The following is an 8,112-nucleotide window of genomic DNA, read 5'->3' on the forward strand; positions in this document are numbered from 1 at the left end:
TGACCAATTGTATATTCGTCGAACTTCAAAAATATGGTTCATCACCAAAAGATGTACTTGCACCTGTCATGAAAGTATGTTAGCTGTTTCCAGCCGAACCCGCAGTGCAAAACGCTGGATATTTCGGTATCCGTATCCCCGACGTTTCATCAGCTTGATCTTGTTATTCGTTCCCTCCATCTTCCCATTCGAATAATGGGATAAAATGCACGATATCATTTCGTCTGTTCGTTTGACGAGTGATTTTGCGATGGCACGAACAACGGAACAAGGACAAAACAAATACCGATGAATCCAAGCCTTCAAGCGTCGTTTCGCCTGTTACTCATCTTTGCTTTTGAACACATAGCGAACATGTCGGAGCGATTGGTAAACAGACTTTAAGTAATCGCTTTCCTTACACCATTCTCGTATGATTTGACGTTCTTCCTCCGTCAATTTCTCTGGGCATTGGCTCAATAAACGGCAAACGTAACGAACATTTCCGTGTTTCTTGCCTCCTTTGCCCAAATATTTGCGGCAACGTTCTAAAGCATCGGTAAACAGCTGAATGACATGGATGTCGCCTCTGGGCAAACCCGTTGAATCGCTTTTTTCATCGCTGGAGCCAAGTCACTCACGACATACTGAACGGAACGAGATACATGAGCCAATGCACGCCCAATGGCTTCCTTTCCTGCTTCCATGGCATACACTTCCCCCGTTTCGGCATCCATGATCGCCACTCCGTAGTCATGCCCTTTTCGAAACGCAAACTCATCGACACAAACCGCTTTTGGTTGGACGTCATTCGATAGGAAGGAAGGGGCATGGGTATAAAACCATCGTTCAACGGTCGTGTAAGGCAGCTTGAGCATACGAGCCACCGCCTGAATGGATGTTCCGATGCAAGATTGCGCGACCCATCGCTGAAAAGCATCCGTCGCCACACTTCGCGGAGAGATGGCTGGATACGACGTGCTGAACGTCACGCCACACGTACGACAACGTCTGCGCTCGACAGGAAGTTCGATCCAAAAAATTCCGATTCGCTGAGCATAGCCATGCATCCATTGTTTCTTTTTGTCTGTCATTTTGATCGTGCGCTTCAAGCAGACAGGACATAACGGGCATTGTTCGGGTAGAGAAAGTTCGAAAATCCAACGTTCCCCTTCTTTTCGCACCTTTTGAATCAAAACATCTGGTAAATCGATGAGCTCTTTGATAAACTGAGAGTACATGCGAATTTCCCTCCATGGTTCGGTTTGGTCACCTTTACCATACAGGAAAATTCGCATTTTTTGTACCCTCTATGCACACCTACCTTAAATGATCAAGTACAACTTGTGGTGAAGAGCCTATTCTTTAACTTTTAGCAATCGCATGCTGTTTAATGTTACGATTAATGTTGCTCCTATATCCGCAAATATCGCTAACCATAACGTTAACCAACCAGGTACAATTAACAATAACGCCAGCACCTTAATGCCCAAAGAGAAGGTAATGTTTTGCTTAATAATCGCTAAAGCTTTGCGGCTCAATTTAATCGTATATGGCAATTTACTTAAATCATCAGACATTAAAGCAATATCGGCTGTTTCAAGGGCTGTATCGGTTCCAGCACCACCCATTGCCACACCAACGGTTGAAGCTGCAAGAGCTGGTGCATCGTTCACACCATCTCCAACCATCGCAACACTTCGATACTTGTCGCGAAGCTCTTTGATGAAATTCAGTTTATCTTCTGGAAGTAAATCGGCTTTAATATCGGAAACGCCGACTTGTTTTCCGATGGCTTCGGCTGTTCTTTGGTTATCCCCTGTCAACATTACCGTTTTTTCAATACCGACTTGATGAAGTTTTCGAATAACCTCTTTGGATGATTCTCTTATTTCGTCTGCCACGGCAATTAACGCCAGAATTTCTTTTTCCGTTCCTAATGCCATGACCGTTTTCCCTTGTGTTTGAAGGGTTGTAATTTGTTCTTTTATTTCTGATTGGATGCCATTTGGAAGAAGTTCTTCAAAAAGACTTGGACTTCCGACATAATACATTGCGTTATTTACTTTGGCTTTGACCCCTTTACCTGTAATGGATTGGAATTCTTCAACCGATACATCATTAAAATTCAATCCATCTTCTTCTGCTTTTCTTATAATGGCGGAAGCAAGTGGATGTTGTGAGCCTTTTTCAATGGCTGCTGTAATGGTCATTAGTTCATTTTCATTGCCATTATAAGTGACTACATCGGTGACGGAAGGAATACCTTTTGTTAATGTTCCTGTTTTATCAAAAGCGATGACTTTTAGAGATCCTGCTTCCTCTAAATAAATACCACCTTTAATTAACACACCGTTTTTCGCTGCATTTCCAATGGCAGTTACAATCGAAACAGGCGTGGAAATAACCAACGCACACGGACAACCAACCACTAATACAGCTAGACCTCGATAAATCCATTCGCTCCAATCAGCACCCATAAATAATGGAGGAATAACGGCTAGTAAAAGAGCAAAAATGATAATGGCTGGTGTATAGTATTTGGCAAAACGATCTACAAACGCTTGAGAAGGTGCTCGTTCTGCTTGAGCTTCTTCCACTAAATGGATGATTTTCGAAAGAGTTGTATCTTCCACTCGTTTTGTCACTTTTACTTCCAATAACCCTTCTTCATTCAATGTTCCTGCAAAGACTTCATCACCGACTGTTTTGGTTACTGGAACACTTTCTCCCGTAATGGCAGCCTGATTTAATGTAGATGTACCCTTGATGACGATTCCATCCATCGCTAATTTCTGACCAGGCTTTACAATCATAATATCTCCGACTTGAATATCGTCAACAAGGACCATCATTTCTTCATTTCCGCGACGAATTAATGCTTCTTTTGGAGCAATATCCATCAACGATTCAATGGATTGACGAGCTTTATCCATGGAATAACGCTCTAAGGCTTCGCTAATGGCGAATAGAATAACAACCGTTGCACCTTCTCCCCATTCACCAATCGCTGCAGCTCCTAAAATCGCCACTGTCATCAGCGTATTCATATCAAAATTCAATCGAACTAGGTTTTTGAAACCTTTTATAAATAACGAATATCCACCGATTAAAATTGCTGCAGCATATCCAATTGTCGCAAAGATATGCTCTTCTCCGTATTGCATCCCTAGAAACCAACTAATCACAAGCAAAACGGCGGAAATGTACACTTTAATATTCTCTTTTTGCTTCCAAAAAGGTTCACGCTTGACTGCTTTTTCTTTATCTTCCCGAATCTTTAAGTTTTCAAAAGCTCCTGCTTTTTCTAATTCTTCGATGGTTGTTGTACCCCAAACGGTAATTTTAGATGCTCCAAAGTTTACTTTAGCATCTTGAACACCTGGCAATGATTTTACATTATTTTCAAACTTTGCCGCACAGTTTGCACAAGTAAATCCTTGAACACGGTAGGTTTGCGCTTCTGATTTAGATAATTTTGCTTGTTGTTCAGACACGGACTTTCACCTCTTTCTCATGTACTAACGCAATCATGATTAACTGCTTAATATGGTCATCATCCAGCGAATAAAATGCTAGCTTTCCTTCTTTTCGATACTTTACAATCCCTTGTTTATAAAGGGTGCGTAAATGATGGGAAGTGGTTGCAACAGAAGCCCCAATGATATTGGCAATATCACATACACATAACTCTTCATCTTGGCAAAGTGAATAGGCAATTTTTGCCCTATTTTCATCTGCCAGTGCTTTAAACAACAGGACAACACTGGATATATCTTCTTTTTGCAATTCACCATGTATTCGATTGACTTTTTCTTCGTCATAACAATAAATTTCACATGTATCTTTCTTACTCATTCATTATCCCCCTTTCATATTCAAATTTCCGTTCGAATATATTATACCCCATTTCTTTTATTATTCAAGTATTTATTTGAATGAAAAACAAAAAAGAATTGGATGTAAAAAATCAACCTAATATTTACCAGGTTATTCATTTAATGGCTCTTCACCGAAAGTTGTACTTGACTATTTCAGAACACGCCTTCTCTGTACTTATAAGGAAAAATCAGTAAATCAGATTTTTCGTACACGGCGGCTCAAGAAAATCCCCCGCTTGTCAAGTGCATGTTGTGGTGATGAACCCATTTAATGTAACTATTCAGCCACATCATAAAGTGAGCTGAATATTTTTTGCTTTTCCTGTCTATGATGTGAATACTGATAGACAAGAAGGTGAATCGCATGTTGACGGTACAACAAGCTGTATTTACAGTTGAGAGCTTAATCGGCAAAGTTCAACAACAAAAACAGCTCATTCATCAACTCGTTCAAGAAAATGAACATTTGCGTCACGAAAACAAACAACTACGCAAAGAAAATGAACAACTGAAGTACCGTGTTCAAGAGCTGGAAGCACGCACGAAAAAAAACAGCTCTAATAGCCATTTGCCCCCATCTTCTGACCGTTTTCACACCCATTCTTCTCGCAAGCCATCTGGCAACAAGCCAGGCGGACAAGAAGGACATCAAGGAACGACGCTCCATCAAGTGGAACATCCACATCATCGTGTCGTCCACCGTGTGCATACGTGTCAAGGATGTGGGGTTTCTTTGCGTGACGTCAAACCGTTCAAAGTCGATATCCGTCAAGTGTTTGATGTCCCTCCTGTGGCGATCGAGGTGACACAACATGAACGTGAAGTGAAATCGTGTCCACATTGTCGATGCGAATGCGTGCAACAAGCCGAATTCCCATCCCATGTCACGAATCATGTGCAATACGGTCCACGTCTCACGGCGCTCGCTGTTTATTTACATCATATCCAATTGATCCCTTACAAGCGTTTAAGTGATACAATCGAAGCGTTATATCAACACTCGATTAGTACAGGAACCCTTGCCAATATGGTGAAACGAGGACGCGAATCGCTGGAATCAAATATGGACATCATCGAAGACGCCTTACTTGAATCCAACATCTTGCATGTCGATGAAACGAGTTTGCGCATCAATGGGAAACTCGCATGGGTGCATGTCGCGTGCACATCGAGATATACATACTTGGCTCCTCACGCTTCTCGTGGAAAAAAAAGCGACCGATGATATCGGGATTCTTCCGCGATATGAAGGGACGATGATGCATGATGCGTTCGGTACGTATCCGAAATACACACATGCCACCCATGCCCTTTGTCATACCCATCATTTACGTGAGCTAAAAGGCTTCACCGAACAAGGGCATACGTGGGCGATGCGCATGACCACGTTTCTGTTAGCCGCCAAACAAGCCGTCGAAGCCCATCACGGTGCACTTTCCGAAAAAGAAGCGAAACGATGGGAACGAGTGTATGATCGCATCCTAGAAAGAGCACAACACCGATTGGAAGCGAAGACACCTCTTCCGAAAAAAGCACTCGCTTTTGTTCGACGCCTTCAAAAACGAAAGGAAGAAGCGCTGCGTTTCTTACGTGAAGTACATGTTCCCTTTGATAACAACCAAGCCGAACGCGATCTTCGCATGGTCAAAGTCAAAGAGAACATTTCGGGTACGTTTCGCGAAGAAACATTCGCCCAGTCTTTTTGTATCACAAGAAGCATCGTTTCCACACTGACGAAACACGAAAAAAACGTGTGGGATTCGTTATGTCTTCTGTTGGCAGGCGGAAACGATCGATCGAGTTCTTTCCGCTACCTAGGGCATTTTCTATGACCGAAATGCCCTATTTGTGCTGGGCTTTTTTATACACTAGCACTGGGGTGAATAGTTACAAGGGAATAAGGTCACGGCCGAAAATGTGGAAACCGTTTTGGCGTTAGACAACGCCTTGGCAAATAAGCGGTTAATCGGTTATGGCGGTCTGCTGAAGCAGATCCACAAGGAACTGAATTTGGGAGATGCCGAAAACGGTGATTTGGTTAATGTGACGGGTGAGGATGAGGTCGCCAATGGCACATTTGACGTGATTGCAAGATGGCATGTGGGGTTAAAAAATTATGTGATAGAGTGAAAAAGAGCATTCCAGAAGGAGTGCTCTTTTTTTGGTTTAACTATTAGCTTTTATTTCATTTTCTAACTCTTCAATTTCTAAATGCCATTTATCTCGTGTACTATACAAAATTTCACACACAAATTTTGAAAAGGAATCTTTATTTTGATTTATCTCTTGCTCTAACTCTTTTAGATCCGCTTTTAATTTTTCAACTACTTCTTTTTTTTCGTCGATAGATATATATTCGTAAATTTTTCTCATGAAATACTACTCTCCTTTCTCCCTGAAGAATTGATTAGAGTTAAAGTATTAACCAAGTAATAGTTCTTACGAACAGTGCCTGGCACCGTTTGATTATGATTTGATTAATTAATGACATTATTAACACCTTCTTTTTGGCATTAGCGTTTGCTGCTTAAAAAATGGTAGATTTCAGTAACCACGCCGCTTCAACATGATTAGGGGAATCATTTCAGTCTCACCTTCTTATTCGTTTCATTTAAAGATTCTCCTCTTCTCTATTTAAGAACTTAATTCTTCTCTTGTAAGACAAACTGACTGAATGAGTTCATAAGCTTTAGTTGTGTTTCCTTTGTATAATTCAATTAAAGGTTTTATAATATAGCTTTCAACTGCTTGCTGATTAGATAACACATCGAGCGGTAGAAAATAATTAACGATCGACATACGATTTGGATGGATGGTCTGATAGAGTTTGCTATGTTTTTCGTCGAGCACCTCTGATGTTTCACTCCAGCCTGCACAGTAAATTTCATCACACTTATTTAACGGGATACTATTTTCTGTTTCGATGTAACAACAGGAAACAAAAGGAATCGTGTTTGTTAAATTTCCATAAGCTTCGTCAAAGATAATGTTGATTCCTACTCCCTTTGTAGGATCTTGTTCAGTTGCAAAAACACGTTGCTGAAAATACGGCAGCCAAAAACGAGGTTGAGCATGATGAGTGGAACGGTCCCACATCACCCCATTTCCCCCCACAGGATTCCAGCCGTATTTGACAAAAAGGTCATTGACAACAGAAATGAAGTGGCTCGCTTCAGTACATATTTTCAGCATTGCATCATATATATTTTTGATTTCTTTTCCTAACTTCATTTTTTCCTCTCCCCAAAAATAAAAGTCTTTGAAAAGCACGTTTTGGTTTGGTTGACTGAAGCCGCTAAAAGGACGAAGCCCCTTTCGTTCCAATAAAACTTTTAAATCCTCTAACATTAATTTGAAGCCCAAAGGGATGTTAGCTTCGTTATTCAATGCTTCATCAGCAACACTCCATGCTGCTTGCCAATTTACCCAGTAGAGGTGTAGTGTGTCCTCACTACGTAATCCTATTTTATTTTTTATTTTATGAAAAACTTTTTCTGTTTCATTCGTTACATTTTTTGGCAGTGCATCATGGGCAGTTACAAACAATAAAAATCGATCTTTTGATTCCATTAACAGTTCTTTATATGGCTGGGCAATATTAAAATTCTTGTTTACCAATTCATAATATTGTTCCGCTAATTGATCACCATCAAGCAGCTGCAGCTCCTGTAAATCATTCTCACGATTGACGTTGCTTTTCCCGCTTCGATATTTAGCCTCTACAACGATAGAAATGGGAGATTGATTGCGTCGAGTTAATAAGATAAGTAAATCAGGCTCCCGTTTAAAGTAGGAGGTTTTCGGCCAAAATATATAATCTGCCTTTATGACATCGTCAAATGAATAGTTGATCGTTTCACCTGTACAAAAATTCACAGCACGTTTGAGAAAAGGAATGAAAGCTAGCTCTACAGGCAAGTATTTGAAGGTAGAAAACACATCGGATGTCAGTAAATCCTCCATCCCTTCATATTCTGGAAGCTTTCCGTGAATTTCAGCGATTGTCATGCATTATCGCCACCTTATATAGAATCTTATTTTAGGATTGTTGACCCCAACTATAGAAGATGAATGAGTACCAGCCTATTAAAAAGACGAGCCATATCGTATTTCCCCAAAAACCGATTTTTAAAACCATATCTTCTGATTGTTTTTTAGAAAATTTTCCCCAAATGAATCCAATTGCAACAGTTGGAATGTCAATAAAAAAACCAAAACCTTCAAAATTAAGGAATAAAAGAACGGAACTTAC

Annotated in this window: 5 protein-coding genes and 3 pseudogenes; 2 read left to right on the plus strand and 6 right to left on the minus strand. The window is 40.5% G+C overall.

All coding sequences use genetic code 11. The annotated features are described in order from the left end of the window. Window positions 1-66 precede the first annotated feature (66 nt). From M4I42_RS15700 to M4I42_RS15710, 3 genes and pseudogenes are all read right to left on the minus strand, one after another. Window positions 67-1,220, minus strand: a pseudogene (locus tag M4I42_RS15700) (ISL3 family transposase). Between the two features lie 117 nt (window positions 1,221-1,337). Beyond that, complete coding sequence (locus tag M4I42_RS15705) at window positions 1,338-3,476, minus strand: heavy metal translocating P-type ATPase (RefSeq protein ID WP_268853010.1); 2,139 nt, start codon at window positions 3,474-3,476, stop codon at window positions 1,338-1,340. Beyond that, window positions 3,469-3,837: an ArsR/SmtB family transcription factor gene (locus M4I42_RS15710; RefSeq protein WP_268853011.1), complete on the minus strand. Its 369-nt coding sequence runs from the start codon at window positions 3,835-3,837 to the stop codon at window positions 3,469-3,471. Before M4I42_RS15710 ends, M4I42_RS15705 begins: the two co-directional genes overlap by 8 nt. Before the next feature lie 387 nt (window positions 3,838-4,224). Here M4I42_RS15710 and tnpC point away from each other — a divergent pair. Next, window positions 4,225-5,678 (plus strand): annotated as a pseudogene (tnpC, locus tag M4I42_RS15715) (IS66 family transposase). Window positions 5,679-5,747: 69 nt separating this feature from the next. Continuing rightward, window positions 5,748-5,990 (plus strand): annotated as a pseudogene (locus M4I42_RS15720) (protein rep); the annotation flags it as partial. Window positions 5,991-6,026: 36 nt separating this feature from the next. On the opposite strand, the gene M4I42_RS15725 reads toward M4I42_RS15720, so the two are convergent. The 3 genes from M4I42_RS15725 to M4I42_RS15735 form a co-directional block, all read right to left on the minus strand. Then, a complete protein-coding gene (locus M4I42_RS15725; protein WP_268853012.1) occupies window positions 6,027-6,233 on the minus strand; it encodes a hypothetical protein in 207 nt (68 codons plus the stop codon). 261 nt (window positions 6,234-6,494) lie between these two features. Next, window positions 6,495-7,868 (minus strand): hypothetical protein, encoded by a 1,374-nt coding sequence (locus M4I42_RS15730; RefSeq protein WP_268853013.1) that lies wholly within the window; start codon window positions 7,866-7,868, stop codon window positions 6,495-6,497. Between the two features lie 31 nt (window positions 7,869-7,899). Beyond that, window positions 7,900-8,112, minus strand: a 213-nt coding sequence (locus M4I42_RS15735; RefSeq protein ID WP_268853014.1) for a hypothetical protein, incomplete at its 5' end; no start/stop codon positions are given.

The sequence above is a fragment of the Anoxybacillus sp. J5B_2022 genome (assembly GCF_026847645.1).
Classification (GTDB): Bacteria; Bacillota; Bacilli; order Bacillales; family Anoxybacillaceae; genus Anoxybacteroides.